22 protein-coding genes and 1 tRNA gene are annotated in these 25,426 nt (G+C 71.0%); 9 read left to right on the top strand and 14 right to left on the bottom strand.

What is annotated here, in order from left to right; genetic code table 11:
* Nucleotides 1–2: 2 nt before the first annotated feature.
* Nucleotides 3–419 (bottom strand): thiol-disulfide oxidoreductase DCC family protein, encoded by a 417-nt coding sequence (locus C472_RS02190; RefSeq protein ID WP_006628149.1) that lies wholly within the window; start codon nucleotides 417–419, stop codon nucleotides 3–5.
* Nucleotides 420–567: 148 nt separating this feature from the next.
* On the opposite strand from C472_RS02190, the gene C472_RS02185 reads away from it, so the two are divergent.
* Nucleotides 568–2,199: an HTTM domain-containing protein gene (locus C472_RS02185; RefSeq protein ID WP_006628148.1), complete on the top strand. Its 1,632-nt coding sequence runs from the start codon at nucleotides 568–570 to the stop codon at nucleotides 2,197–2,199.
* 82 nt (nucleotides 2,200–2,281) lie between these two features.
* Here the strand turns inward: C472_RS02185 and C472_RS02180 are convergent, their stop codons facing one another.
* Complete coding sequence (locus C472_RS02180) at nucleotides 2,282–3,163, bottom strand: homoserine kinase (RefSeq protein ID WP_006628147.1); 882 nt, start codon at nucleotides 3,161–3,163, stop codon at nucleotides 2,282–2,284.
* 171 nt (nucleotides 3,164–3,334) lie between these two features.
* Nucleotides 3,335–3,586, bottom strand: a complete 252-nt coding sequence (locus tag C472_RS02175; protein ID WP_006628146.1) for a hypothetical protein — start codon at nucleotides 3,584–3,586, stop codon at nucleotides 3,335–3,337.
* A gap of 125 nt (nucleotides 3,587–3,711) precedes the next feature.
* Here C472_RS02175 and C472_RS02170 point away from each other — a divergent pair, with 125 nt between their 5' ends.
* The 3 genes from C472_RS02170 to C472_RS02160 all read left to right on the top strand — a co-directional run bounded on the left by C472_RS02170 (nucleotide 3,712) and on the right by C472_RS02160 (nucleotide 8,158).
* A complete protein-coding gene (locus C472_RS02170) occupies nucleotides 3,712–4,986 on the top strand; it encodes a TIGR00341 family protein (protein ID WP_049906215.1) in 1,275 nt (424 codons plus the stop codon).
* A 132-nt stretch (nucleotides 4,987–5,118) separates the two neighbouring features.
* Nucleotides 5,119–7,347: a formate/nitrite transporter family protein gene (locus C472_RS02165; protein ID WP_049906206.1), complete on the top strand. Its 2,229-nt coding sequence runs from the start codon at nucleotides 5,119–5,121 to the stop codon at nucleotides 7,345–7,347.
* 58 nt (nucleotides 7,348–7,405) lie between these two features.
* Nucleotides 7,406–8,158, top strand: coding sequence for an SIMPL domain-containing protein (locus C472_RS02160; RefSeq protein WP_006628143.1), 753 nt, complete (start codon nucleotides 7,406–7,408; stop codon nucleotides 8,156–8,158).
* A 74-nt stretch (nucleotides 8,159–8,232) separates the two neighbouring features.
* Here C472_RS02160 and C472_RS02155 read toward each other — a convergent pair whose 3' ends face one another.
* Complete coding sequence (locus C472_RS02155; RefSeq protein WP_006628142.1) at nucleotides 8,233–9,216, bottom strand: NOG1 family protein; 984 nt, start codon at nucleotides 9,214–9,216, stop codon at nucleotides 8,233–8,235.
* Nucleotides 9,217–9,415: 199 nt separating this feature from the next.
* Here C472_RS02155 and arcD point away from each other — a divergent pair, with 199 nt between their 5' ends.
* The 3 genes from arcD (at nucleotide 9,416) to C472_RS02140 (ending at nucleotide 12,077) form a co-directional block, all read left to right on the top strand.
* The gene (gene arcD / locus C472_RS02150) at nucleotides 9,416–10,879 is read left to right on the top strand and encodes an arginine/ornithine antiporter ArcD (RefSeq protein WP_006628141.1); all 1,464 of its coding nucleotides are present in this window, start codon (nucleotides 9,416–9,418) and stop codon (nucleotides 10,877–10,879) included.
* Nucleotides 10,880–11,123: 244 nt separating this feature from the next.
* On the top strand, nucleotides 11,124–11,645 hold the full coding sequence (locus C472_RS02145; RefSeq protein ID WP_006628140.1) for a DUF2240 family protein: 522 nt from the start codon (nucleotides 11,124–11,126) through the stop codon (nucleotides 11,643–11,645).
* Entirely contained in the window at nucleotides 11,646–12,077 is a 432-nt protein-coding gene (locus C472_RS02140; RefSeq protein ID WP_006628139.1) for a hypothetical protein, read from the top strand.
* A 60-nt stretch (nucleotides 12,078–12,137) separates the two neighbouring features.
* Here the strand turns inward: C472_RS02140 and C472_RS02135 are convergent, their stop codons facing one another.
* On the bottom strand, nucleotides 12,138–14,045 hold the full coding sequence (locus C472_RS02135; RefSeq protein WP_006628138.1) for a methyl-accepting chemotaxis protein: 1,908 nt from the start codon (nucleotides 14,043–14,045) through the stop codon (nucleotides 12,138–12,140).
* Nucleotides 14,046–14,282: 237 nt separating this feature from the next.
* Between C472_RS02135 and C472_RS02130 the strand changes: the two genes are divergently transcribed.
* Nucleotides 14,283–15,575: a DNA double-strand break repair nuclease NurA gene (locus C472_RS02130; protein WP_006628137.1), complete on the top strand. Its 1,293-nt coding sequence runs from the start codon at nucleotides 14,283–14,285 to the stop codon at nucleotides 15,573–15,575.
* A gap of 30 nt (nucleotides 15,576–15,605) precedes the next feature.
* Here the strand turns inward: C472_RS02130 and C472_RS02125 are convergent, their stop codons facing one another.
* The 8 genes from C472_RS02125 to C472_RS02090 all read right to left on the bottom strand — a co-directional run bounded on the left by C472_RS02125 (nucleotide 15,606) and on the right by C472_RS02090 (nucleotide 22,487).
* Nucleotides 15,606–16,340: a CPBP family intramembrane glutamic endopeptidase gene (locus tag C472_RS02125; RefSeq protein ID WP_006628136.1), complete on the bottom strand. Its 735-nt coding sequence runs from the start codon at nucleotides 16,338–16,340 to the stop codon at nucleotides 15,606–15,608.
* Nucleotides 16,341–16,456: 116 nt separating this feature from the next.
* The gene (locus C472_RS02120; protein WP_006628135.1) at nucleotides 16,457–17,743 is read right to left on the bottom strand and encodes a hypothetical protein; all 1,287 of its coding nucleotides are present in this window, start codon (nucleotides 17,741–17,743) and stop codon (nucleotides 16,457–16,459) included.
* 47 nt (nucleotides 17,744–17,790) lie between these two features.
* On the bottom strand, nucleotides 17,791–18,900 hold the full coding sequence (locus C472_RS02115) for a DoxX family protein (RefSeq protein WP_006628134.1): 1,110 nt from the start codon (nucleotides 18,898–18,900) through the stop codon (nucleotides 17,791–17,793).
* 92 nt (nucleotides 18,901–18,992) lie between these two features.
* Nucleotides 18,993–19,553 (bottom strand): class I SAM-dependent methyltransferase, encoded by a 561-nt coding sequence (locus C472_RS02110; RefSeq protein ID WP_006628133.1) that lies wholly within the window; start codon nucleotides 19,551–19,553, stop codon nucleotides 18,993–18,995.
* A gap of 89 nt (nucleotides 19,554–19,642) precedes the next feature.
* Nucleotides 19,643–20,785 (bottom strand): aminotransferase class V-fold PLP-dependent enzyme, encoded by a 1,143-nt coding sequence (locus C472_RS02105; protein ID WP_006628132.1) that lies wholly within the window; start codon nucleotides 20,783–20,785, stop codon nucleotides 19,643–19,645.
* A gap of 151 nt (nucleotides 20,786–20,936) precedes the next feature.
* Entirely contained in the window at nucleotides 20,937–21,221 is a 285-nt protein-coding gene (locus tag C472_RS02100) for a translation initiation factor eIF-1A (protein ID WP_006628131.1), read from the bottom strand.
* Nucleotides 21,222–21,306: 85 nt separating this feature from the next.
* Complete coding sequence (locus C472_RS02095; RefSeq protein ID WP_006628130.1) at nucleotides 21,307–22,023, bottom strand: AAA family ATPase; 717 nt, start codon at nucleotides 22,021–22,023, stop codon at nucleotides 21,307–21,309.
* Nucleotides 22,024–22,412: 389 nt separating this feature from the next.
* A tRNA-Val gene (locus tag C472_RS02090) sits at nucleotides 22,413–22,487 on the bottom strand.
* A 245-nt stretch (nucleotides 22,488–22,732) separates the two neighbouring features.
* Between C472_RS02090 and C472_RS02085 the strand changes: the two genes are divergently transcribed.
* Nucleotides 22,733–23,860: a M24 family metallopeptidase gene (locus C472_RS02085; RefSeq protein WP_006628129.1), complete on the top strand. Its 1,128-nt coding sequence runs from the start codon at nucleotides 22,733–22,735 to the stop codon at nucleotides 23,858–23,860.
* Between the two features lie 39 nt (nucleotides 23,861–23,899).
* On the opposite strand, the gene C472_RS02080 is transcribed toward C472_RS02085, so the two are convergent.
* Nucleotides 23,900–25,288 carry an NAD(P)/FAD-dependent oxidoreductase gene (locus C472_RS02080; RefSeq protein WP_006628128.1) on the bottom strand — a complete coding sequence of 463 codons (1,389 nt, stop codon included), beginning with the start codon at nucleotides 25,286–25,288 and terminating at the stop codon, nucleotides 23,900–23,902.
* Between the last annotated feature and the right edge of the window lie 138 nt (nucleotides 25,289–25,426).

Raw genomic sequence — 25,426 nt, 5'->3', positions numbered from 1 at the left:
CATCACTCGACGAACCGCGACTCCACGTTCCCCGACGGGATCATACACCGGTCTTTCTTGCCGAACCACTGGTACCGATGCTCGGCGACGAAGTCGTATACGCGGTCGCGGACCGGCGCGGGGACGTATCGGAACGGGGAGAGCAGCCGGTAGCGGCCGCCGAGCCCGGCCGCGATCCGGATGACCGCCGCCGACTTCACGTAGCTCTCGCCGTCCTCGATCAGGACGATCGACTCGATCTCGTCCGTCGGGAGCCCGTGTTCGGCCAGCAGCTCCCGTCCGACATCGGACTGGAGGGAGGCGAACCGGTACTTCCCCTCCGGGTCGCGGGGGACGACGAACTGTACGAACCCGCTACAGAGGTTACAGACGCCGTCGAAGAGGATGACCGCGGCGTCCTCCGGGATGTCCCCGTCCATCACCTGTAACCGTACGCCGCCGCCGCAGTTCAGGATTCCGGTGCGATCGGGCCGCGTCCCGCGCCCGGACGGACCGACTCGGTCCGGCGTGCGGAAAGCTTATTCCGATATCTGTCCGTCCCTCCCTACGAGGCCTCATCACACGCACATGGCTCGAACCCCCTCTCTCGCGACCGTCCGGTCGCGGTTCTCGGCCGTCGTTCGACGGGTCTCGGCGGCGGTCGCCGCGCGGAGTTCGGTCGATCCGCGCGCGCTCGCCGCCTTCCGGACCGGGCTCGGTGCCGTGCTGATCGCCGATCTGCTCCGTCGCTCGCGGTCGCTCTCCGCCTTCTACACCGACTACGGCGTGCTGCCGCGGCGCGCGCTGTTCGCCGACTACTCGGAGGTGTACTCGCTCCACGCGCTCTCGGGCGAACCGTGGGCCGTCGCGTCGCTGTTCGCTGTCGCGGGCGTCGTCGCCCTCGCGCTGGCCGTCGGCTACCGGACGCGGCTCGCGACGGCCGTCTCGTGGCTGCTGCTCCTCTCTCTCCAGGTCCGGAACCCGATGGTGTTGAACGCGGGCGACGCCCTGCTACCGATGCTGCTCTTCTGGGGTATCTTCCTCCCACTCGGAGCGCGCTGGTCGGTCGACGCGGTCAGGCGAGCGGACGCCGACGAGGCGGCGTCGGAACCCGATCCCTCAGCCGGAGGGCGGCGCGGGCCCGCCGTGGCGACGGTCGCCTCGCTTGGACTGCTCCTCCAGATGCTGGTGATGTACGTGACGAACGGCGTCCACAAGCTAGAGGGGGACCTCTGGATGGGCGGCGAGGCGGTCGCGTACGTCATGCAGGCGGACCACTTCACCTACCTCCTCGGCGACCACATCACGGCGTTCCCCGGACTGCTGCGCGCGGCCACGTACGTGTGGGTTGTCCTGCTCTTCGCCTCGCCGCTTCTGATCCTCCTCACGGGCTTTCCGCGCGCCGCGGTCGCATCGCTGTTCGTCGGCACCCACCTCGGGATGGCGGTCACGATGCGGATCGACCTGTTCCCAATCATCGCCGTCGTCGGCTTCGTCCCGTTCTACCAGACGCCGGTCTGGGACGCCGCGGCGCGCGCGGTCGCCCGGTTCGGGCCGTCGGCGGCCCTCGATCGGTGGCGCGCGCGGCTCGAATCCGTCGGGGGGACGGTCGCCTCCCTCGACCGGTCGCTGCTCCGGCCGACGCGGGGCGACCGGCTCGCCGGCCTCTCGGCCGGCGTCCGGGCGGGCGTCGAACGGAGCCGTCCGCTCTTCTCGACGGTCATTCCCGTCTTCTTCGTCGTGTTGATCGTCCTCTCGAGCGCGCAGTCGGTCGGCTACGGCGAGGTTCCGGACCGCGGCGAGGAGGTGTTAGAGGCCGTCGAGATGGACCAGCACTGGAAGATGTTCGCGCCCGAGCCGGTCCGCACGACGCGGTGGTTCGCCGCGCCCGGCGTCCTCGAAAACGGGAGCGAACGCGACGTGCTCCACGACGGCGAGGTCTCCATGGACCGGCCGCCGGACGTCGACGCGACCTACCCCTCCGCGCGCTGGCGCAAGTACCTCTCGAACGTCTACTCGGGGGACAACGAGAAGCACCGCTCGTACCTCGCGAACTACCTCTGTGCCGAGTGGAATCGGACCCACGCGACGGGTGTCGAGAACCTTACGGTCTACCAGCTGTACGAGCGGACCGACCCGTACAACGGGAGCGTTCAGGCCGCCAACGAGTTCGAGATGATCGAGTACGACTGCTCGGGCGAGTTCGTTCAAAACGAGTGAACCGCGGTCGGCCTCGCCCGGGCTCCGCGCGGTCGGCCTCGCCCGGGTTCCGTACGATCGCGCGACGCGTCGCGTCCGCCGACTACTCGTCGAGAATCGTCGAACCGCGGCCGATCCGGCTCTGGTAGGCGCGCGCCTCGATCCCCGCCCCGTCGAAGGCGTCGAGCATCGCGGCGGCGACCCTCCTGCGGTCGCGGTCGCGGCAGGCCGCGATCACCGCGGGCCCGGCCCCGCTGACGGTGACCCCCGTGGCTCCGGCGTCGAAGGCGCGCTCGCGCACCTCGTCGTAGCCCGTGATCAGGCGGGCGCGCTCGGGGGTGACCACGGGGTCGTCCATGCCGAGGCCGACGAGGTCGGGGTCCGACCGGCACATCCCGATCGCCAGCGTCGCCGCGTTGCCGACCGTCTCGACGAGGTCGTCCATCGGGGCGGTCTCGGGGACGACCCGGCGCGCGTCCCGGGTCGAGACCGCGACGTCCGGCAGGCAGACGACGAGGGGAATCGCGGCGTCGACCGACCGCGTCCCCTCGGCGGTCGTCACGGTGAAGCCGCCGAGGATCGAGGGCGCGACGTTGTCCGAGTGCGCGACGCCGGAGACGACCGCCTCGCCCTCCGCGGCGATCGGGACCAGTTCCTTCCGGGAGAGCCCGCGGTCGTACAGCCGGTTGAGCGCGACCGCCGCGCCCGCGGCGCTCGCGGCCGAGGAGCCGAGCCCGGACGCCGGGCGGACGCCCTTGTCGATGTGGATCCGCGCCGGCGCGTCGAGCGCCTCGACGACGGCTCCGACGGTGTTCTTCTCGGGGTCCTCCGGGATGTACTGCGCGCCGACGCCCGTGACCTCGATCGTCGTCTCGGCCGCCTTCTCCACCGTGACGACGTCCGCCGGCCGCGAGAGGGCCGTCCCGAACACGTCGAAGCCGCTGCCGAGGTTCGCGCTCGTCGCGGGGGCCCGTACCGTTACCATGGCGGGGAGTGTCGCCGGGGGCAAAAAAAGAAGCGGGATCGAACAGGAACCGAAACCGCGACGCGACCGATCGCACTCGTCGTCGGAACGACGAGGGTGAGGGACGGGAGCTGGGGGAAAGGGACGGGAACGCCGGAGGAGGGGGCGGGAACGCTCGGAAGAAGACCGGTCTCAGCTGCTGGACATCGTCCACAGCAGCGTGCCGATCAAGATGAGCGGGATACCGACCAGAACGTAGGTCGCCGGCATCGTCGTGTACGGTGCCGCGAGGAAGACGACGCCGAAGACGGCCAAGATCGACGCGAACATCTTCTGCGACTTCAGCGGCGCGGCTCCCAGGAGCGAGGCGACGAGCCCGAACAGTATGACGTGCCCGAGGTGATAATCGAGCAGGAACGTGTCGATGACCAGCGGCGAGATCATTCTTGGCTGGAGGTGCGGGCGATTCGCGCATTAAAGTTCCGTTTCTCGCGGCTCGCGGCGACCGCGCCGTTCCCACCTTATAAGGGCCGCCGGCGCGACCGGCGACCGTGCGACTCGTTCAGGTCATGATTCCGGCAGGCAAGCGCGCGGCGGTCGTCCGCGCGCTCGACGACGAGGGGGTCGACTACGTCGTCACCGACGAGACCAGCGGACGGGAGTACACCGCGGTCGCGACGTTCCCGCTGCCGACGGCCGCGGTCGAACCGGTCCTCGAACGGCTCCGCGAGGCGGGGATCGACGAGAGCACCTACACCGTCATCGTCGCGGCCGAGACGGTCATCTCCCGGCGGTTCGAGGCGCTCGAAGACGCGTACGAGGAGGACGCCGAGCGCGGCGGCGACCGGATCTCCCGCGAGGAGCTTCAGGCCAAGGCGGACGACCTCGCCTCGGGGCTCGGCACGTACGTGCTGATGACCGTCATCTCGGCGGTGATCGCCACCGCGGGCCTGCTGCTCGACTCCCCTGCCACCGTGGTCGGGTCGATGGTGATCGCGCCGCTCATCGGGCCGGCGATGTCCGCCGCCATCGGGACCGTCGTCGACGACGAGGCGCTGTTCCGGCGCGGCGTGCGGATGCAGGTGCTCGGCGTCGGGGTCGCCGTCCTCGCGGCCACGCTGTTCGCGTTCGCGCTGCGCTCGCTCGCCCTGGTCCCGCCGGGGCTCGACCCGCTCGAACTCGCGGAGGTGTCCGAGCGGCTCGCGCCCAACGTCCTCGTGTTGGTCGTCGCGGTCGGCGCTGGCGTGGCGGGCATCGTCTCGCTGATGACCGGCGTCTCGGCGACGCTCGTGGGCGTGATGATCGCGGTGGCGCTGATCCCGCCCGCGGCCGCGGTCGGGATCGGGATCGCCTTCCAGATTCCGCGGCTCGTGGTCGGCGCGGGCGTCATCGTCGCGGTGAACGTCCTCTCCATCAACCTCTCCGCGCTGGTCATGCTGTGGTACGAGGGGTACCGCCCGCAGCGGTGGTTCCGCGAGGACGACGCGCGCGCGGCGTTCCTCAAGCGCGTCGCCGTGCTGGCGGTCGCCATCGCGCTGCTCTCGGTGTTCCTCGGCGGCGTCACCTACGAGTCGTACGTCGCCTCAACCACGGAGAGCGACATCCGGGCCGCCGCGAGCGACGAACTGGCGGCGCTGAACTCGGAGTTCGAACTGCTCGAACTGAGCGTCGAGCGGACCGGGACGGTCCCGCCGCTCGAGACCGACCGCGTCGTGGTCACGGTCGGCGCGCCGCCCGGCGGCACCGTCGAGGGCATCGCGCCCGCGCTCGACGGCCGCATCGAGACCGTGGTCGGCGGCGAGGTCGCCGTCGAGGTCCGCACGGTGACCGTCGAGCGCGCCTGAGTCCGCGGCGACCCCGCACGGCCCTCTACCCCCCGAACGTCGCCGACCGCACACCCCGCCGCAGTCCGGTCGTTCTCCCCCGGGTGAACGGAAGAGCAAGGGCTTTTTATCGGGGCTCCGTGGCCTCCGGCAGTGACCGATTCAGAGCAACCCGACGACGATTCGATGCGTGAGGTCGTCGAGCGGTCCCGGAGCGGCGCGCCCGCGGTCGGCGAGGCGGTCAGGGACCGGTTCTCCTCCGACGAGGTGTTCCAGCGGATCATCGCCGCCGCGGACGAGGAGGTGACCTCGGGGAGCCGCGAGCTGTTCTTCAGCGGTCTCGCGGCCGGGCTGGCGATCACGATCACGTTCATGCTGTACGCCTCGCTGACGGCGGCGACCGATTCCCACCCGATACTCAGCGTTCTCCTCTATCCGCTCGGGTTCATCTACATCATCATCGGCGGCTACCAGCTGTACACCGAGAACACGCTGCCGCCGGTGGCGCTCACGCTCGAACGGCTCGCGAGCCTCCCGACCCTGCTGCGCCACTGGACGATCGTCCTCGCGGGCAACTTCGTCGGCGGCGTGGTCGGCGCGGCCGTCCTCTCGTACGGCGGCGTCTTCACGGGCGACACCGTCGAGGCGGCGCGGTACATCTCCGAGGGCGGCTTCGGCGTCCCGTTCGTCCCGCTGTTCTTCAAGGCCGCGATGGCCGGACTGATCGTCGCCGGCGTCGTCTGGGTCGGCTTCGCCTCCACAGACTCGATGAGCCGGATGCTCGTCGTCTACCTCGCGTTCCTCGCGATCCCGCTCGGCGACCTGTTCCACGTCGTCGTCTCCTTCACCGAGGTCGTGTACCTGTTCTTCCAGTACGGCATCCCGCTGTACGGCGCGGAGATCAGCCTCTACTCCGGCCTCGTCGGCTTCGTCCTCCCGGTGTTGCTCGGGAACACCATCGGCGGCGTCGTCTTGGTCACGCTCGTCAACTACTTCCAGACCAGCGAGGAGCGGCTGGAGGAGGCGCGCTTCGAGGGCGTCAGCCGTCGGCTGACCGTGCCCGAGTGGGTGTTCGGTCGGGCGGCCGGGCGGTCGTACGTCCCCATCCTCGACGCCACCGAGGCGACGCTGTTCGCGGGCGAGGGGTACCGCGTCATGGTGCCGATCACGAACCCGCGGACCGACGGGCCGGTCGTCGAGCTGGCGGCGCGGCTCGCGAGCAGCCACGATGACGGCGTCGTCCACATCGTCCACGTCGTCCAAGCGCCCGAGCGCATGTCGCTGTCCTCCGGCGACGCGGGACAGCGGATCGCGGACGCCTCCGCCGAGGGGATGGCGAACCTCCGGTCGACGGCGGCGGACTACAATGTCGAGGTGTCCACGTCGACGGTGATCTCACACCGCTCGTTCGAGGAGGTGTTCAACATGGCTCGGCGGACGCGTCCGGACTCGGTGCTGATGGGGTGGGGCGACGACCAGCTGTGGAGCGCCGCCCGCGCCGAGCGCCCGATCGACGAGCTGACGAACCAGCTCCCCTGCGACTTCCTCATCCTCAACGAGGAGGACCTCGACACCTCCCGGATCCTCATCCCCACCTCCGGCGGCCCGGACTCGGACCTGAGCGCGGAGGTGGCGCGGGTGCTCGCGGACACCGCCGACGCCGAGGTGACGCTGCTCCACGTGGTCGACGACCCCGCGGACAGGGGGCGGGGCGAGGCGTTCCTCGCGGCGTGGGCGGAGGAACACGGCCTCGACGACGCGGAGCTCGTCGTCGACGACGGCGGCGACGTCGAGGACGGCATCTGCCGGGCGGCCGCAGACAAGACCCTCGTCATCATCGGGGCCACGGAAAAGGGGCTGCTCTCGCGGCTCGTCTCGAACTCGCTCCACCTCGACGTGATCCACGAGGTCGACGCCTCGGTGCTGCTCACCGAGCGGCCGAGCTCTCGATCGCTGCGCGAGCGGCTGTTCGGCTCCGGCCGCCGCGCGACCGACATGTCGGGCGGCGTCGAGCGCGACCCGGAGCGGTCGGAGGGGACCGACGTACGCGCCGTCGAGAGCCGCGTCGTCGACGGCGAGAACGGGGGCGACGCCGGAAACGGCGGGGACGGCGACGACCGTGACGCCGGAAACGGCGACGAGGTGTCCGACGCCGAGGAGTCCGACGCCGCGGACGCGGCCGTCGACGACGCGCTTGACGGCGACGATGCGGGCGGCGACGAGACGCCCGTCGGGGACGAGCCGGAGGACGAACAGCCCCACCTCGACGACACGTACGTGGTGGACCACGACGAGGTCGACGAGGAGGCGGCCGAGGAGGAGGCCGCTGAAGAGGAGGCCGCCGAGGACGCGGCCGACGACCGCGCCCGCGGCGACGAGTAGCGAAAACGGCTCTTTGCGCTATCGGCGTTTTATAGGTCTCCCCCGTCGATCGGTCGGTATGGACAGGCGACTGACGGCACTCATCGGCATCGCGGCGCTCGTCGCGCTCGCCGGCTGCTCGGGGTTCGCGGGGACCGCCGCGCCGGCCGACGGCGACGAGGCGCAACTGGAGCGGAGCATCACCGTGACCGCCGCGGGCGAGGCGACCTCGGCACCCGACCGCGCCACGCTCCGCGTCGCGGTGACCGCGACGGGCGAGGACGCCGCGGCGGTCCGCGACGAGTTGGACGCCGGCGAGGAGGAACTCCGGGGCGCGCTGACGGACTGGGGGCTCGACGACGACGCGATCCGGACCGACGAGTACGACGTCCGCGAGAGCTACGAGACCCGGGAGGACCCGAACCGCACGCGGTACGAGGGCTCCCACCGGTACGTGATCGAACTCGACGACGTCGACGCCGTCGGCGAGGTCATCGACGTGGCGGTCGACGCGGGCGCGGACGAGGTCCAGCGGATCCGGTTCGGCCTGAGCGAGGAGCGCGAGCGCGAGGTCCGCGAGGAGGCGATTCAGACGGCGATGGCGAACGCGGACGACGACGCGGGCGCGCTCGCCAACGCGAGCGGGCTGGAGGTGTCCGGCGTCTACGAGGTGTCGACCGCGCAGTCGCGGTCGCGGCCGTACGTCGCCGAGTCGTACACCGGGGCCGCGGACGGCGCTGACGCGTCCGGGGGCGCTTCGACGGCGGTCGAGACGGGCGACGTGAGCGTGACCGTCTCCGTGAACGTCGTGTACGAGGCGGTCCCGGCCTGACGGGACGCGCCCGGTCGCATCGCTCTTTTCGGTGACTGCGCGACGAAAGGGATAACGAAGAGAAGTCCGCCCGACTACTCCCCGTCGCGGGTGGGGAGGTCCGGCTCGTAGCCGACCGCGTCGACGGCCAGATCGAGGACATCCTCGACGTTCTCGTCCTCCGTGACGCTCATCGTCGCGTCGACGGATTCCGCCTTGACCGCCTCGAAGCGGTCGTGTTTGTTCGCCACCGTGAGCAGCGGCACGTCCGCGCCGAACAGCTCGCGGACCTCCTCGCGGAGCTCCAGCTGGACGTCGAGCGGGTAGCCGCAGTCGCCGGAGGGGTCGATCACGAAGACGACGGCGTCCGCGAGGTGTTCGAGGGCGCTCACCGCCTGCCGCTCGATGTCGTTGCGCTCGTCTTCCGGGCGGTCGAGCAGGCCGGGCGTGTCGACGATCTGGTAGCGGACGTGGTCCCGCTCGAAGTGGCCGACCTGGATCCCCTTCGTGGTGAACGGGTACTCCGCGATCCGGTTCGACGCGCGGGTGACCCGGTTGACGAACGAGGACTTCCCGACGTTCGGGTAGCCGGCGACGACGATGGCCGGCTCGTCGGGCCGGATGTCCGGCAGCACCTTCAGCTGGTCCCGCGAGTCGCCGATGTACCGCAGGTCGTCGCCGATCTGATCCATCACGTCCGCCATGCGGGCGAACGCCTGCTTGCGGTGTTTCCGCGCGGTGTCGACGTCGGAGTCGCGGATCTTCGTCGTGTACTCGTCGCGGAGGTCCTCGATCTGGCGGCTGGCCCACATCACCTGCGAGAGCGCCTGTCGGAGGCGGTCCACGTCGACGATGGCGTCCGCCAGCTCGTAGTAGAACGGGTCGACGTCGAAGCCGAAGTCGGGCCACGAGGTGACGACGTTCTCCAAGTTGTCCGAGAGCACGTTGCCGGCGGTCCGCAGCATCGACTCCTGCGCCTCGTGGCCGCGCTTCGCGCGCCCGGCCCGAGCCGCCCGCGAGAACGCCTTGTCGACGAGTTCCTCCGAGCGGGGGGTCGTCGGGAGGCCCTCAAATATCATGTTGCCCCGACTTGACCGCGGACCCGTATAAGACCGTCCGTTCGCGGACCGCCGCGACACGGCGGCACACGGTCGGACGCGCCGAGTCTCGGAGGAACGGCTCGGGAGTCGACGCCGAGCGGAGACACCGATGAACGATCGTTATACTATTCGCTCATATTTCGAGCCATACTTATGCTTCAAGGAAATATGGCCGTTCATGGCACGCTCGTTCACGCCGACGGCGTACGAGGACCTCGACCCGGACCGCCGCCCCAGCTTCGCGGCGGCGCTGGTCCCGGTCCTCGCCGTCGTGGCGTTCCTCGGCATCGGCTCGGCCGTCCTCGGCCTCGACCCGCACCCGCCGCTCCTCTGGAGTATCGCCTTCGTCGGCGCGTTCGGGCTGTGGCTCGGCTACGACTGGGACGACCTGTTCGACGGCATCGCGAACGGACTCGTGATGGGGCTGCAGGCGATCCTCATCATCTTCACCATCTACGGGCTGATCGCGACGTGGGTCAGCGCCGGCACGATCCCCAGCCTGATGTACTACGGGCTGGAGATCCTCTCGCCGACGACGTTCCTCCCGGCGGCCGCGGTCCTCGCCGCCGTCGTCGCGTTCGCCATCGGCTCCTCGTGGACCACGGTGGGGACGCTCGGCGTCGCCTTCGTCGGCATCGGCGCGGGACTCGGCGTCCCCGCCCCGATGACGGTCGGGGCCGTCCTCTCGGGCGCGTACGCCGGCGACAAGCAGTCGCCGCTCTCCGACACCACGAACCTCGCGGCCGGCGTCACCAACACCGATCTGTACGCGCACATCCGCCGGATGCGGACCGGCACCGCGGTCGCCTTCGGACTCGCCGTGGTCGCGTTCGCCGCGGTCGGACTCCAGATCAGCGGGTCCATCCCGGTGGGCCGGATCACCGACATCCAGAACGGGCTCACCGAGACGTACGCGATCACCGCCGTCGCCTTCGTCCCGCTGGTCGTCACCTTCGGGCTGGCGCTGCGCGGCTACGCCGCGCTCCCGACCCTCGTCGCCGGCGTCTTCGCCGGCGCGCTCACGACGATCTTCCTTCAGGGGGCCGGCTTCGTCGCCGCGTGGGAGACGTTCATGTACGGCACCGCGCCCGAGTCGGCCTCGGAGACGGTGAACGAACTCCTCGCGACCGGCGGGCTCACCGGCTCCGCGTGGACGATCACGGTCGTCGTCGCCGCGCTCTCGCTCGGCGGGATCTTGGAGCGCACGGGCGTCCTCGCGGTGATCGCCCACGCCTTCACGTCGGCGGTGCGCAGTCCGGGGGCGCTCGTCGCCGGGACCGGCATCTCGGCGATCTTCATCAACGCGCTCACGGCCCAGCAGTACATGAGCATCGTCCTCCCGGGCGTCACGCTCCGGAACACCTACGACGAGTTCGGGCTGGACAGCGACCAGCTCTCCCGCGCGGTCGAGGCCGCCGGGACCCCGACCGGCGCGCTGTTCCCGTGGCACGCGGGGGCCGTCTTCATGGCGAGCGCCACCGGCGTGCCGACGGTGGAGTACGCGCCGTACTTCCTGTTCGCGTTCTTCTCGCCGCTCGTGCTGTTCGGCATGGCGCTGACCGGTTTCACCATCGACGTGAACCCGGTCTCGGCCGACGGTCCCGGCGAAACGGCGACCCCGACTCCCGGCGGCGACGACTGACACTCGCTCCTCGCTTCGGTCCGCCGCTCGGCCCGGCTCGGACACCCTTCCTGACCGCGGAACCGCTCGCTTCCCCCTAACCGCGGAACCGTCCGCGTCGTACCTGATCGACAGCATCCCCGCCGTCGCGCTCGCCGTCGGCCGTCGGGTCGACGGGGAGCGCCTCCGCCCGTCGACCTGACCCGCGGCCGGTCGCGACCCCGGGTCCGACACGTTTACGCGCCCGCCGCGCCGTCCGTCTCACATGAGCCTGGAGGTCGCCGTCGCCGCCCCGTTCAAGACCGAGGCCCGGGACCGGCTCGGTCAGGGGGAGTTCGTCGTCGCCCTGTCGCTGGAACGGGAGTGGTTCTCGCCCGATCAGGCGAAGCGGCTCGTCGACGTCGCGCTCGGACGCGGCCTCCTCGCGTCCGAGGACGGCGACCTCGTCCCGCAGTTCGACCCCGCGGAGGTGACCGTCCCGGAGGGGTTCACGCCGGACGAGTCGGTGCTCCGCGAGCAGTCCACCTTCGAGAGCGCGCTCGACGCGGTCGTCGCGACCGGCGTCGAGAAGCAGCGCGCGGTCGCCGCGATCAACGAGCGGCAGCGCGCGCTGGCGATCACCATCGAGGCCGCCGCGGTCCTCTACGCCCGCGAACAGGGGGCCGCCGTCGACCGCCTCGCGGCCGACGTGCGCGAGGAACTCGCGGCCGAGGCGGGCGAGGACGCGGCCGCCGCAGGCGAGACGGACGATGCGGCCGAGACGAGCGACGACCCGGAGGCGGCCTGAATGGTCGCCGACCGCCTCACGGACGGCGTCCGGATCGCACAGCTGCTCGCCTCCGAGGTGACGGGCAACGAGAGCCGACTCCGCGGCCTGACGGTCGTCGACGCCGACCCGGACGTCGAGGCGACGACCGACGGTGCGCTGGCGTACCGGATCGCGGCCGGGGCGCGCGGAGACGACCGCGACGCGGGGGACGCAGACACCCTCCTCGACCCCGTGGCCGAGGTGTTCGTCCAGCCGGACCGCGCGCGGATCGAGGCGATCGCCGCCCCGGAAGCGGCCGCGACCGCGGCGACCGAGGCGGACCTCCGCGTCCGTCCGAAGGCGTCGCGCCCGCCCCGGACGCTGGTGTTCGTCGAGGACGGCGCGCAGGTGAAGCGCGCGCTGCCGGTCCTCGAAACCCTCTGGTCCGAATCGGACGCCGACCGGCCCTGAACCGCCGAAAAGACCCGCACCGAACCGTACCGAACCGTACCGAACCGACCGCCGCCGGACTTACTCCGGCTGTCCGCCGTCGCCGACCGCGACGGTCGCTCCCGGACCGGATCCGGGGTCGGCCTCGTCGCCGGAGACGTCGAACTCGCCGACGAGCGATCCGAGCCGCTCGGCCTGCTCCGCGAGCGACCCGGCCTCCGCCGTCGCGTCGCTCATCGCGGCCAACTGCTCGTCCGCGGCCTCGGCGACCGCGTCGGCCTCGTCCGCGGTCGACTGACTGATCCCCGCGACCTCTTCGGCCATCGACACCGTCTCCTCCGTGCTGGCGGCCTGGTCGTCGGTGGCGCGGCTGATCTCTCGGATCCCCTCGTCGGTCTCTCGCGCGTTGTCCGACACCTGCGAGAACGCGTCCGCGGCGTCCTCGACGGCCTCGGCACCCGCCGCGATGTTCTCCTCGGCGCTCCGGACGGCCGTCACCGTCCCCTCGGTCTGCGCCTGCGTGTCGCCGATCAGCTCTTCGATCTCCGTGGCGGCGTCCTGCGTCTCCTCGGCGAGCTGTTTCACCTCGTCGGCGACGACCGCGAACCCGTCGCTGCCGCCGCCGCTCCCGCCGGCGCGCGCGGCCTCGATGTTCGCGTTCAGGGCGAGCAGGTTCGTCTGCTCGGCGATGTCGCCGATGAGGTCGACGATCTCGCCGATGTCCTCCATCCGCTCGTCGAGCTGCTGGACCGTTCCCGCGGCGGAGTCGAGCGCCTCGCGGGACTCCTCGACGCGCTCGATGGCGGCCTCGGCGGTCTCCTCGCCGTCGTCGGCGATCTCCGCGGTCTGCTCGGCGACGTCGACGACCGTCTGGGTCGAGGAGGCGACCTCCTCGATCGTCGCCGAGAGGTCGTTCATCTCGTCGGACACCTGTCGGAGCATCTCGCGCTGTTCGTCCGCCCCCTCCGCGATCTCGGTGACGGAGTGACTGACGGTCTCGCTCCGGTCGCTCGCCGTCTCGACGCCGCGGACCGTGTTCTCGCTCGCGGTCGACACGTCCCGGGCGAACGACCGGACCTCGCCCATCGCCTCGTCGATGTCGTCCATCATGCCGTTGAACGCCGCGCCGATCTGCGCCATCGCCTCGCTCTCGCTCTCCGTGTCGAGCCGAACCGTGAGGTCGCCGTCGGCCGCGCGGTCCATCGCCGCGCTGTAGTCGTCGGCCTTCGTCTCCAAGTGGCTGTTCAGCCGCTCGACCTCCTCGCGGCGCTCCTCGACCTCGGCCTTCGCCGCCTCGACGTCCTGGATCTCCGACTGCTTCCGCTCCGCCAGTTCGAGCTGTTCGCGGGCCGCCTCCCGCGACTTCTCGATCGAGTACCAGTTGACCATCAGCGCGCCGGCGAGCCCGAGGACGAAGAACGCGTGGATTCCGCCCCAGACGATCGGGTTCTCGATCGCCGCGGTGTGGTTGTAGACGAGACTCGAGTCGATGAGGCTGAACGCCCCGTGGCCGACCGCCACGTACCCGACGCCGACGGCGAACGGGAGCCAGTCCTCGTACAGCGCGAGTATCCCGATAAACACGAAGAAGCTGAAGTGCGCCTCGATGTACCCGCCCGACAGCTTCACCATCGCCATCGAGACGGTCATGAGGCTGAACGCCGTGAGGACCGTCCGCTGGCGGCGGCCGAGCCGCGACCAGCTCGCCAGCGCGGCGGTGGCGAGGATGACGGCGACGAACCCCCCGAGCATCCACAGCGGCGTCGCCGGGATCTGCGCTCCGGTGAACGATTCGGTCCCGTCGTAGAGCCCCAGCCCGATCAGGAACGGGACCTGAACCAGGGTGGCGATCAGGATGTTCCGGTGTCGCGGTGCCCACATCTCCTCGGGCATCGAGGTGCCGTCCGGGATGTACCGGATCACGTCCCGGACGCTCTCCGCCAGCCCGCCCGATCCCTCCGAAGGTACGCCGCTCGCAGTCTCTCCCATAGGCGTCGATTGTCGTATGTAATAAAAGCACATCGCCTCCGAGTATTATCTCTGATACTGCCGTTTGGACGCCGGAGCGTAGCTGAAGACGCAATAACAGGTTCCTCCGATCGGCCACCGGTCGGCGAATAGTCTTGCCGGTTGTTCCACGGTAGTCGAACGGCTTCGTCCGGGCGTTCGTCTCCCCGCGGCCACCGAGCCGACGACTTTTATGTCGGTCCGGCCCGGTCTACGGTCGTGACGCTCGATCCGATCCACGTCGAGAACATCGCGCAGCTCGCGTACGGCATCGGCGGCGACGTGGACGCGACGGACCACGACGACCTCGCCGAGCGCGTCTGGCGCGAGTGGCTCCCCGAGCTCCGCCGCGAGGGTCGGGTCGTGATCGAGGCGCTCGGCGACCACGAGCGCCGCCGGACCGACATCGACGACGTCGCGCTCGCCGAGCGCCCGTTCGAGACGGTCCACGGGCTCGACTCGGGCACGATCAACCCCACGACGTTCAAGAACGGGCTCGTCGTCGACGTCGCGCACGCGGCGATGGCGAGTTCGCCGACGGATCTGGACCTCCACCGCGACCGCACCATCGTCGCCACCGTCCACGCCGGCGACTCGACCGCCGGCTTCGACAGCGAGTGGACGAAGCGAGACGAGGGCCACACCCGCCAGCGGGTGTTCCACGTCCCCCGGGTGAACCGCTACGCGGAGCGGGTCGTCCACGCCCTCGGCTTATACCTCGCGGAGGGGACCCACGCGCTCGACCACGCGGACGAGGTCGACGACCTGCTCGTCCTCGACGGTCCGATCTACCCGAAGGAGCTGTTCACGTGGGCGGACCGCGACCCCGAACTCGGCGAACTCGCACGGGAGGCGAAGCCGCGCGGGGTGATCGAGAAGTACGTCCGCCTCGTCGAGCGGTTCGTCGAGCGCGACGTGCCGCTGGCCGGGTTCGTGAAGAACCCCGCGAGCGGCACCGCGGTCCGGGCGCTGGCGCGCGCCGGCGTCGAGTCGCCGTGGCCCGACGACACCGCGCTGTTCACGCGGCTGCTGGAGCGGCGCGAGCCCGACGGGGGTTCCGCGGGGACGGACGCGGGCGGCGACCGCGCCGCCGACCGCGGCGCGCGGCTCGACGACGACCTCACCTTCACCACGTGGTTCCGGAGCCGCGGCGGCGCGGACGCCCCGATGGCCGCCGACGGGGACGCGCTCGGCGTCGACCGCGAGCTGGACGCCGAGCTGTACGAGGTCACGTTCATGGTCGTCTACGACCCCCGCACCGACGTGACGTACAAGCTGGAGGCCCCGTACGCGTTCACGCGCGACCCGGACCTCCGCGAGCGGCTCACCCGGCAGATCGTCGCCGAGGTGGCGGCGACGCGCGGGCCCCCCGAGCCGGTCGCGAAGGCGGACGAGCTGGCGCGGATCTCGGCCACGGAGAAGGCGGCGCTCCGCCGGAAGTTCGAGGAGCGGCTCGGCAGCGACCAGCAGGCGACCTACGACGACCTCCGGTGGGGGAAAGCGGAGTTTTAGCGGCGTCGGGACCGGGTCGCGTTCCGCCCGTCAGACCACCTGCGCGAGCAGCACCACGTAGGTGACCGCGTTGTACACGCCGTGTACCAGCCCGGGGACCACCACGTTGTCCGTCCACTCGTAGAACGCGCCGAGGACCGCCCCCAACACGACGACGACGCCGACGTACGCCCACTGCTCGCCCGCCGTCCCGGAGACCGCGGGGAGGTGGATCAGCCCGAACGCGACGCTCGCGATGAGTATCGCCGGGACGGCGTCGAACGCGCGCCGGATCCCGCCCTGAACGACGCCGCGGAAGAGCAGTTCCTCGACCGGGCCGACCACCGCGAGCGACACCGCGATCATCGCGAGGTAGTAGGTGACCGGGTCGCCGCCCGGGACGACCGCTTGGTTCTGGCCGGTGGAGAGGCCGACCTGATCGAGCGCGAACAGGGCCCCGTACTGGAATCCGAAGAGGAGGACGCCGCCGCCGACGATGATCCCCGCCTCGCGGGCGGTCGGCCGGGAGACGCGGGCGAGGTCCCACTGATCGGTGACGGCGAGGTACCCGGCGACCGCGACGCCGAACCCGGCGAACTGGAGCAGCGTCTGGAGCAGTCGGTAGCCGTTCGATCCCTCCGACACCAGTCCCGCGGCGGCGGCGAGATCCGTTCCCGGCACGGTGACCGCGTTCGCGACGAGGAACGCGAACACGATCGCGAACAGCGCGCTCGCGACGCGAGTCAGCCGCTCGCCGACCGCCGCCGCGAGGGGGTCGTCGCTCATCGCCGGCGGTACGGCTCGCGGCGGTTTAGTCGCACCGGAAGGGAACGGTCTCGACACGTCGCCGTCGACGAGCGGTCGGCGGCGTCACCCCCGCCGACGCGGTCGTTCCGGCGGCGTCACTCCACTCGCAGTTCGCGCTTCTCCGTGACGGCGTCCGCCTCCGGGAAGTCGCCGCCGCCGAGCAGCCCGCGGGCCGCCTTCTTCCCCCACTCGACCGCGGGCTGGGTGAACGTCGAGACGCTCGCGAGCTCGCCGTACAGCACGCAGGCCGCCTCCATCCCGTAGAGCAGTTCCCCGAGGGAGCGCTCGTCCACCCGGTCGACCTCGACGCGCACGTTCGGCACGTCGGCCGCCGCGAGGCTCGCCTCGGTCGCCTCGAACTCCGCGTCGAGCAGCCCGCCGAGCGACGAGCCGCCGAGGTACGCCAGCCCGTCGAGGTCGGTCTCGGGAATCGGCACGTCGGCGCGCTCGGTCGGGCGCACGAGCGTCACCAGCTTGTCCGGCGGCCCGGCGCGGTACAGCTGAAGCTGGGAGTGCTGGTCGGTCGCGCCGAGCGCCCGGGCGGGGGTCTGGCCCAGCCCGTCCTTCCCGAGGCTCTCGGCCCACAGCTGCGCGAACCACTCCGCGAACGTCTCCAGCGACTCGGCGTACGGCATCACGGCGTTGGTGCGCGCGCCGCGCTCCGCGAGCGCGTACGTCGCCGCGCCGTACGCGTAGGCGGGCGACTCGTACAGCGACCCCGACAGCGACGCCATCCCGTCGCGGCCGCCCGCGAGGACGGCTTCGACGTCGTGGCCCTGGAGCGCCGCGACCGCGAGGCCGACCGTCGACAGCGCCGAGAAGCGGCCGGGGACGCCGCCCGGGACCGGCAGCGACGGCAGGTCGTGGCGGTCGGCCAGCTCCCGGAGGTTCCCGGACTCGCCCGTGGTGACGAGGGTGCGGTCGGTCCAGTCGACGCCCGCGTCGGCCATCGCCTCGCGGACGACGAGGAAGTTCGCGAGCGTCTCCGCGGTCGTCCCCGACTTCGAGACCACGTTGAGGACGGTGTCCGCAAGCGGGAGGTCGGCGAGCAGCGCCCGCGCGTCGTCGGGGTCGACGTTGTCGAGGACGTAGGCGTCCACGTCGCTTTCGAGCGCCGTCGCGAGCGTCGCCGCGCCGAGCGCGCTCCCGCCGATACCGACCGTCAGCACCGCCTCGGGGCGGTCGAACCCGTCGACCGCGGCGTAGATCTCGTCCGGATCGGCGGTCTCCGGCAGGGCCAGCGCCGCGTACCCGAACTCGTCGTCGGCCATGCCGGCCGTGATCCGCTCGTGTGCGGCCGCGACGCGCTCGTCGAGTCTGTCCAGCGTCTCCGTCGTGAGCCCCGGGGTCGTCTCCAGGGCGTTGCCGAGGTCGACGCGCATACCCGTCCCACCGCGCGAGAGCGACTTAAACACCGCCGACCGGACCGTCAGTCCGCCGGCGCGATCGGCTCCTCGTCGTCGCCGAGCGCGGGGCGACCGAACCAGCGGTCGAACGACAGCGGGCCGGCTCCGAGCGTGAACACCGCGGAGGCCATGCCGAACAGCGCGACGTGCGCGAGGACGGGGTCGTCGGGGAGCCCGAACAGCGTCGTGGTGAACAGCACGAACGAGAGCGCGGCCGCGCCGCGGGTGAAAAAGCCCGCGACGAGCGCCAGCCCGACCGCGACCTCGGTCACCCCGGCACCGACGACCCACAGCCCGGCGTCGACCGGCACGAACGAGGTGAGGTCGTACTTCTCGACGACGAGCAGCGCGCTCCCGGGGTCGGCGAGCTTCTGGATCAGCCCGAGGTAGACGAACGAGACGCCCATCCCGACCCGGAGCACCGTCGGCACGTACCGCCGCAAGGGGGCCGTCGACCGGTCGAGGAACGCCTTCAGGTGGTGGACCGGGTCGATCCGCCCGTAGTACGACCCCGGCGTGCTCGCGACCTCCAACAGCATGTCGTCGGCGCTCGGCCGCCCGCCGCCGAGGATCGCGAGCGCCGCGAACACCGGGACGTACTCCACCGCGAGGACGACGGAGGAGTCGACGGCGAGGAACACCCACGCGTACGTCGCCAGCCCGACCGCCGACGCGATCCGCGTCGCGAGCCCGAAGAGGAGGGAGAAGCCGAGGCCGATGAAGAGCACCCGGAGGAGCGGGCTCGTTCCGGGGTCGAACGAGAGCGTCGGCGCGAACAGGTACCCCTGGAAGCCGGCACCGACGAGCGGAAGCCCGACCGCGAGCCGCAGCATCCACGGGACGAGGTCGCCGTAGCCGGCGAGCGTCTCGCGGAGGACGACCACGTCGACGATGGTGGGCCGCACCCACAGGTAGACGGCGAGCCCGACGAGCGCGGCGAGCCCGGATCCGGCGAAGAGGGCCGCGTTGAACGGGTCCGACAGCACGTCGGCGACGAACGTCACCGCGTCGAGCGGGTCGCCGGGCTCCTCGGTGACGTAGTCGACGTGGGCCGCGGCCGGTCGCGCGGCGACCGTCGCGAGCAGGACGAGCGCGGTTGCGGCCGCGGCCGCCGGTCGGGAACGAGCGGACATACCTCGCCTACGGGCCGGACGCACCTAACGGTATTTCTTCACGAACGTTCGAATCGGACGCTGAGCCGCTCGTTTCCCGATTCGACGGTCGCCTACGGTGCCCGGGCGACGACGCCGAACGTCTCCGTGCGCGTCGACGCGGAGTCGACCTCGAACCCAGCCGCCTCCAGCGTCGCGACGGCGTCGTCGGCGGCGAACCGCTCGTCGACCGGCGGCCCGTGCTCGCCGTCGCCGTCGGCCGTCCAGTCGAACACGACGAGCGGTCCTCCGGTCTCGACCACCCTCGCGACCTCCGCGACCGCCTCCGGGCTCGCGAACTCGTGGTAGGTCATCGTCGAGAACGCGCCGTCGAGTTCGCCGTCCGCGAACGGGAGGTCGGCGACGTCGCTCGCGACCAGTTCGACGTTCTCGGGGACGCCCTTCTCGCGGTAGTACTCGTGCATCTCCGGCTGGACGTCGACGCCGTAGACGGTCTCGGCGCGCTCGGCGACGTCGTCGGTGTAGAACCCGGTGCCGCTCCCGAGGTCGGCGAGGACGCCGGACTCGTCGCCCGCGAACGGTCCGACGACCTCCTCAGCGGACACCCAGCGGTACCGCACCGCCGCCCGCTCCAACCGGTCAGCGCCGTCGGCGTCGAACGTGTGAAACCCCATGTGCGATGTCGTGTGCCGAGCGCTAAAACGCGTCCGGTCGCGCTGGGCGTCGCCCGCTCCCGTCGCCGCGACGGCGCACCCCTCTCCGCTCACCACTCCGCGTCGAGCGCGTCGAGGAGCCGGTCGATCTCCGCCTCGGTCGAGACGGCGTGGACCGACGCCCGGATCCCGTCGGGGTGCGGGAGCGAACGGACGATCACGCCCTCGTCGGCGAGCCGGTCGACGGTCGCCTCCGGGTCGTCCACGTCGACCGTGACCAGCCCGGACTCGTGCGCGTCCGGGCTGAGGAGTCGGTCGTCCGGGACGCCCGCCTTCAGCCGGTCGGTGAGGTCGGCGATCCGCGACTCGATCGCGTCGATCCCGACGGCGTCGATCGCGTCGAGCGCCTCGACCAGGCCGACGTGAGCCGCGGCGGTCGTCGTCCCGACCTCGAAGCGCCCCGCGCCGGGCTTGAACTCGATCTCGTCGCCTTCTGGGTCCGTGACGCCCCGGTAGCCGACCGCGCGCGGCGCGAGGTCGGCCGCGGCGTCGCGGTCGACGTAGAGGAAGCCGGCCCCCCACGGGCCGAGCGTCCACTTGTGGCCGGCGGCCGCGACCGCGTCGGCCCCCCACTCGTGTACGTCCATCGCCACCTGTCCGGGCGACTGGACCGCGTCGACGAGGGTGAACGCGCCGGCGTCGTCGGCGATCTCGACGAGGTCCCGCACCGGGAGCCGCGTGCCGTGCGTCCACGTGATCGCGCTGAAACACACCAGCCGGGCGTCGGTCACCGCTTCCGCGTACTCGTCGCGGTCGACGCGCCCCTCGTCGGTCTCCAGCACGCGCACCTCGACGCCCTCGCGTTCGAGCCGCTTCCACGGGAGGACCCCCGCCGGGTGTTCGAGGTCGGTGCGGACGACCACGTCGCCCGGTTCCCAGTCGATCGCGCTCGCGACGCGGGCGATCCCGTCGCTCGTGCTCTCGGTCAGGGCGACCTCCTCGGGGTCGGCCCCGACGAACGCCGCGATCCGCTCGCGCACCTCCTCGTACGTCTCGAAGGCGTGTTCGTAGGGGTCGGTGGTCGCGGAGCCGTACTCGTGGTCCGCGACGAACGAGCCGGCGGCCTCGACCACGTACTCCGGGCTGGGCCCGTGCGCGCCGAAGTTGAAGTACGCCGCGTCGCCGAGGGCCGGGACGTCCGCGCGGAGCTCTCTCGGGGTCATATCGTCGCCGTCGTGTTCGATCGTTCTCACGGTGTCGGTTTCGGCGGCCCGGACGAGAGAGTCGTCGTCGAGACGGCCGCGCGTCGGAAAGCGGATTCACCGCGGACGGAGGGAAACGTCGAAGGGGAGACAGAGAACGCGGCGTGTAGACGGTCGCACGGCGCGACCCGGAGATCTCGGATTACTGGATGTGGCCTTCGCGGCGGAGCTGGTCGGCGTCCTCGTCCTCGTACCGCCACTCGACGTTCGCCTTCTCGTCCTGCCAGTCCCACGGCTCGGCGAGCACGACGTCGCCCTCGCTGATCCACGTGCGGTACTTCATCCGACCGGGGATCCGGCCGAGTCGCTCGACGCCGTCGGCGCAGCGCAGCTGAACGTGGTTGCCGCCGAGGTGCTCCGTCACCACGGCGAACACTTCGTCGTCGTTGGGCATCCGCAGATTCTTGCGCCCGGATTCTTCGCTCATACCTCCCGTTGTGCGTTCGCCCGTATAAGTGATTTGAGACGTGTGCGCCCGCTCGTCACGCCACTCGTTCGCACACCGGACGGCCTCACTCCGCGTCGGTGACCGCGGCGGACCGCTCGTCGGGGTCGGCGTGCGGGTCCCCCGCGTGCGGGTCCTCGACATCGTCGTCCTCGGCCGAGCCGTCGTCGGCGAACGCGGCGTCGACCTGCGCGAACGTCTCCGCCTCCGTCCCGGAGTTGTCGACGACGACGTGGTCGCCGGCGATATCGTCGAACAACTCCTTGAAGTGGAGGTGGATCTCGAAGTCCGCGTCGCTGATCCCGTCCCGCCGCTCGATCCGCCGCTCGACGACGCCCTCGTCGCAGGCGACCTCGACGAGGTCGAACGCCGCCGCGGTCTCGGCGGCCGCCTCGCGGGCCGCCGCTCGGAACCGGTCGTCCGCGAACGTCGCGTCGAGGACGACGGCCTCGCCGGCGTCGACGTCCTCGCGCGCCCGAGCGAGAAGTTCCGTATAGACGGCCTCCGTCTCCGCGTCGGTGTACGCGGGGTCGTCGAACAGTTCCTTCCGTATCACGTCGGTCCGGCGTATCCGGCCGTCGACGTGGTCGGCGATCCGCTCGGCGACGGTCGTCTTGCCGACGCCGGGCAGTCCGCAGACGACGACCAGTCGCCCGGCCGACGCCGCGCCGTCGGCGGTCGGGGCGGCCGATTCCGACGCCGTCGGAGCGAGAGAATCCGCCGCGTCACGGTTCGAAATCGGCGATTCGGACCCGTCCGGCGCTCGACCGCCTCGGTCACTCATCTACCCGGATCCTCCGGGGTGAAGTAAAAGAAACTTCGCATCGATCCGCGCTCAACGGGCGGATCAGTCCTTCGCGTTGAGACGACTCACGCCGATTCCCGTTGAGTTCACAGCGGGAGCGTGCGTCAGCGGTGAGAACGACCGAGAAAGGTCCGATAGTCAACAAATCTGTCCGACCGCCGCGCAGTCCAGACGCTACGACGTTACTCAGATATCTGCGACGCGATGCCGTCATTCGCTGTTGCGAGGACTCGGAGTGGGTTGGGGCGGATTTGAACCTCGGTCACACCGCTCGCTGGCGCTCGCTGTGTTCCCTGCTTCAAATCCGCGGCACCACTTTGTCGACACGGACTGCTCGCTATCGCTCGCAGTTGCGGTGTCGACAAAAGTGGGTTGGGGCGGATTTGAACCGCCGGCCTCCTCCATGTCAAGGAGGTGTCATAACCGGACTAGACTACCAACCCGAGGGGGCTTACTGACGCATCTCGTCGTTTCCGTGGAACGTAATTGAACCTTTCGTTTCGGGCTTCGGGTCGGGGGCGTGGGGCGAACCGATCGGAAGACGGCGCGGTGGCGACGCCCGGCCCACAGGCTTCCCGACTCCGCGCCCGTTACGGTCCGTTGCGGTCCGAGATCCGGCCGATTCCAAGCGCCGACCGACCCTGACCGGTTCCGACCGGTTTTACTGATTCGGCGAGAACCCGTCGGTATGGTCGACCTCTCCGCCCGCACCGACAGGCTCGACGCGTACCTCGCCGAGCGCGGCCTCGAAGCGGTCTGGTTCGCGCGCCCCAACGGGTTCGCGTGGCTCACCGGCGGCGACAACGTCGTCGACGCCGACGCGACGACCGGCGTCGCGGCCGCCGGCTACGACGGCGACCTCCGCGTGATCACCGACTCCATCGAGGCGGAGCGGCTCGCCGACGAGGAGCTCCCGGAGGCGTTCGCGGTCGAGTCGTTCCCGTGGCACGCCGGCTCGCTCGCCGAGGCGGTCGCCGAGCGGTCGCCCGCGCCCGCCGCCGCGGACTTCGACGTCCCCGGCTTCGAGACCGTCGACGGGAGCCGCCTGCGCCAGCCCCTCACCGACGACGACGTCGAGCGGTACCGCGAACTGGGCCGCGAGATCGCCGCCGCCGTCGAGACCGTCTGCCGGAACCTCGAACCGGAGGACCCAGAGTACGAGGTCGCGGCCGGCATCGACATCTCGCTCGCCTCGCGCGACGTGGACACCCCGGTCGTGCTCGTCGGCGGCGCGGAGCGGGCCCAGTCGTACCGCCACTTCACACCGACCGACGCGGCGCTCGGCGACTACGCCCTCGTCTCGGTCACCGGCGAGCGCGCGGGGCTGTACGCCTCGATGACGCGGACCGTCGCCTTCGACGCCCCGGACTGGTTCGAGGAGCGGCACCGCGCCGCGGCGCGCGTCGAGGCGACCGCGATCCGCGCTACCGAGGCCGGCGCGGCCGGGACCCTCACCGACGGCGACGCCGACGGGCCGGACACCGCTGGCGACGTCTTCGCGGCGATTCGGGAGGCGTACGACGCGGTCGGTTTCCCTGACGAGTGGGAGAATCACCATCAGGGCGGCGCGGCCGGGTTCGCCGGTCGGGAGTGGATCGCGACGCCCGACGGCGACGAGCCGGTCCGGCGATCGATGGGCTACGCGTGGAACCCGACGGTTCGGGGGACGAAAAGCGAGGACACGCACCTCGTCGCGGCGGACCTGACGGAGCGGCTCACCAAGACGGGCCGGTGGCCGAGCCACGAGGCCGAGCCGGTCGACGTGGCGGGGATCAAGCCGGAACCGGTGGAGCTCGCGGCTCCCGTGATCCGGTAGTCGAACCGGGCGGGGCGGCGTCGACGCGCACGCGGCGCGTCAGTAGACGTACTCGCTCTCCTCGATGCCGACGTAGTCCCGCTTGACGCGCCGCTTGTTCCACTTGTATCCGAGGAGGAGCTTCGCCGACTCCCAGCCGGAGCGGTACGGCTGCGACAGCAGTCCGTCGCTCGTTCCGGCGGCGAGCATCGCGTCGGCCGCCCCGATGATCCGGTCCCAGTCGTCCGGGTCGTAGTCGGCGACCATGTCGGCCATCGTCACGTTGCGGACGACCTCGTCGCCGATCGCCTCCTTCCAGCGGCGGTTGTACGCGGCTAAATCCCCTTCGGCCGCGAGTTCGCCGGCGATCGCGCCGGTGCGGACCGCCACGTGGTCGCCGCCCTCGTGGAACGCAGAGGTCGTCCCCATCGCGCCGCCGGCGACCGCGACGCCGGCCTCGACCGGCGAGTCGATCGGTCGCGTCGACGAGATCGGATAGGTCTCCGTCCCGTCCCGCTTGCCGGCCTCCTCGACGACGGGGAAGTCCTCCTCGATGTCGTACTCGTCGCCGTACTGCCACTCCAGCAGTCGACGGACGTACTCGCCGCCCTGCGGGATCGACTCGTCGTCCTCGTCGAGCAGCGCGTACGCGTCGCGGTCGAACTCGTCGATGTCGAGCCCGATCGGCATCGTGAGCCCGACCCGGCAGACGCCGTCCGCGTTCGGGAAGATCCACGGGTAGGCGGTCTCGCCGGGCATCACGCCCCACCAGAAGACGAGGGCGTCGTTCACCTCCTCGAAGACCTCGTCGGGGACGCGCCGGTACTCCTGATACGCGATGTGGTTCGCGGTCCGGGAGGCCAGCCGCTCGGAGGCCTGCGCGTCCGCGGGCAGGTACTCGTCGAGGACCCGGTTCGTGACGGTCCGTTGTGGCCCGTCGGCGAGCACCACGAAGTCCGCGCCGACCGTCTCCCCGTCGGCGAGTTCGAGCGTGTGACGGAGGTCGTCGCTCCCGGGCGTCGCCGAGAGGTCGGTGTCGACGCCGCGGACGGACACCCCGGCCCGGTACTCCGCGCCGGCCTCCTCGGCGCGGTCGCGGAGCCAGTCGTCGAAGCGCGCGCGCTGGAAGGTGTAGCCGAACTTGTCGTACGAGGAGTCGATGCCGGTCGACTCGAGCGTCGCCGCCTCCTCCGGACCGCGGAACTCCGCGCGGTTCAGCTCGCGCTGAACGACCCCGTCGTCGAACTCGTCGGGGTGGACCCCCATGATGTCGACCCAGTAGTCGAGGATGCCCGCGGCGTCGGTCGAGTCGGGACCGAGCCGGTCCCGGTCGGCCCGGGGGACCCCCTTCTCGAGTACGAGCGCGTCAGCGCCGCCGGTGGCGGCCGCGTGCGCTGCGGAGGACCCCGCCGGACCGCCACCCACGATCGCGACGTCTACGCGTTCCATACCCCGTGAGGTGGCCGTCCGGCTATTAAATTCACGGTCGCCGCTCGGTACGCAGAGGATTGGACGAACGATCAGGAACGTTCATTATCTGTGTCAGCGCCGGAGAGACACGTTTTTACGCCCCAACGGAATTGCTCC

The sequence above is a fragment of the Halorubrum tebenquichense DSM 14210 genome, from assembly GCF_000337415.1.
Taxonomy (GTDB): Archaea; Halobacteriota; Halobacteria; order Halobacteriales; family Haloferacaceae; genus Halorubrum; species Halorubrum tebenquichense.
This window is presented reverse-complemented; position numbering and strand designations above follow the sequence as displayed.

What these genes read in the sequence shown, in the direction of transcription:
- C472_RS02085 (WP_006628129.1), top strand. Translation starts at nt 22,733, where the DNA reads ATGGTCGACCTCTCCGCCCGCACCGACAGGCTCGACGCGTACCTCGCC.
- C472_RS02190 (WP_006628149.1), bottom strand. Translation starts at nt 419, where the DNA reads ATGGACGGGGACATCCCGGAGGACGCCGCGGTCATCCTCTTCGACGGC.
- C472_RS02080 (WP_006628128.1), bottom strand. Translation starts at nt 25,288, where the DNA reads ATGGAACGCGTAGACGTCGCGATCGTGGGTGGCGGTCCGGCGGGGTCC.
- C472_RS02160 (WP_006628143.1), top strand. Translation starts at nt 7,406, where the DNA reads ATGGACAGGCGACTGACGGCACTCATCGGCATCGCGGCGCTCGTCGCG.
- C472_RS02135 (WP_006628138.1), bottom strand. Translation starts at nt 14,045, where the DNA reads ATGGGAGAGACTGCGAGCGGCGTACCTTCGGAGGGATCGGGCGGGCTG.
- C472_RS02140 (WP_006628139.1), top strand. Translation starts at nt 11,646, where the DNA reads ATGGTCGCCGACCGCCTCACGGACGGCGTCCGGATCGCACAGCTGCTC.
- C472_RS02125 (WP_006628136.1), bottom strand. Translation starts at nt 16,340, where the DNA reads ATGAGCGACGACCCCCTCGCGGCGGCGGTCGGCGAGCGGCTGACTCGC.
- C472_RS02185 (WP_006628148.1), top strand. Translation starts at nt 568, where the DNA reads ATGGCTCGAACCCCCTCTCTCGCGACCGTCCGGTCGCGGTTCTCGGCC.
- C472_RS02145 (WP_006628140.1), top strand. Translation starts at nt 11,124, where the DNA reads ATGAGCCTGGAGGTCGCCGTCGCCGCCCCGTTCAAGACCGAGGCCCGG.
- C472_RS02100 (WP_006628131.1), bottom strand. Translation starts at nt 21,221, where the DNA reads ATGAGCGAAGAATCCGGGCGCAAGAATCTGCGGATGCCCAACGACGAC.
- C472_RS02170 (WP_049906215.1), top strand. Translation starts at nt 3,712, where the DNA reads ATGATTCCGGCAGGCAAGCGCGCGGCGGTCGTCCGCGCGCTCGACGAC.
- C472_RS02155 (WP_006628142.1), bottom strand. Translation starts at nt 9,216, where the DNA reads ATGATATTTGAGGGCCTCCCGACGACCCCCCGCTCGGAGGAACTCGTC.
- C472_RS02095 (WP_006628130.1), bottom strand. Translation starts at nt 22,023, where the DNA reads ATGAGTGACCGAGGCGGTCGAGCGCCGGACGGGTCCGAATCGCCGATT.
- C472_RS02110 (WP_006628133.1), bottom strand. Translation starts at nt 19,553, where the DNA reads ATGGGGTTTCACACGTTCGACGCCGACGGCGCTGACCGGTTGGAGCGG.
- C472_RS02120 (WP_006628135.1), bottom strand. Translation starts at nt 17,743, where the DNA reads ATGCGCGTCGACCTCGGCAACGCCCTGGAGACGACCCCGGGGCTCACG.
- C472_RS02175 (WP_006628146.1), bottom strand. Translation starts at nt 3,586, where the DNA reads ATGATCTCGCCGCTGGTCATCGACACGTTCCTGCTCGATTATCACCTC.
- arcD (WP_006628141.1), top strand. Translation starts at nt 9,416, where the DNA reads ATGGCACGCTCGTTCACGCCGACGGCGTACGAGGACCTCGACCCGGAC.
- C472_RS02115 (WP_006628134.1), bottom strand. Translation starts at nt 18,900, where the DNA reads ATGTCCGCTCGTTCCCGACCGGCGGCCGCGGCCGCAACCGCGCTCGTC.
- C472_RS02180 (WP_006628147.1), bottom strand. Translation starts at nt 3,163, where the DNA reads ATGGTAACGGTACGGGCCCCCGCGACGAGCGCGAACCTCGGCAGCGGC.